General features: G+C 34.9%; 1 protein-coding gene. It reads right to left on the minus strand.

Going from position 1 to position 275, the window contains the following annotated elements; genetic code table 11:
* On the minus strand, nt 1-256 hold a 256-nt coding region (locus AAEY79_RS14780; protein WP_352289105.1), incomplete at its 3' end, for a hypothetical protein.
* Nucleotides 257-275 lie beyond the last annotated feature (19 nt).

Genomic DNA, 275 nt, shown 5'->3' on the forward strand with positions numbered 1-275 from the left:
CTCCAATATCTTGAAGAAAATAATTACCTAACCAGAATGAAGAAAAATAAACCCACCCAATAGCAAAATAAAACATCCAAAAATATGCTGGCAAGAAGGTCAGATAATCAGGATTAACATCATGAATTTCTTTGTTGAGATGTTCAATATCTTCAGAGTTCTCTAATAAGTTTTTGCCTATGCTAGCGGTATAAGGACGCTCTATAGGATTATGAAGTTCACTGATATGTTTGGCAAAGTCGTCGCGTAGTTGCATTCACAGCCTTCTTGTTTTT

It is taken from the genome of Psychrobacter sp. GW64-MNA-CIBAN-0177 (assembly GCF_040309585.1).
GTDB classification, from domain to species: domain Bacteria; phylum Pseudomonadota; class Gammaproteobacteria; order Pseudomonadales; family Moraxellaceae; genus Psychrobacter; species Psychrobacter okhotskensis.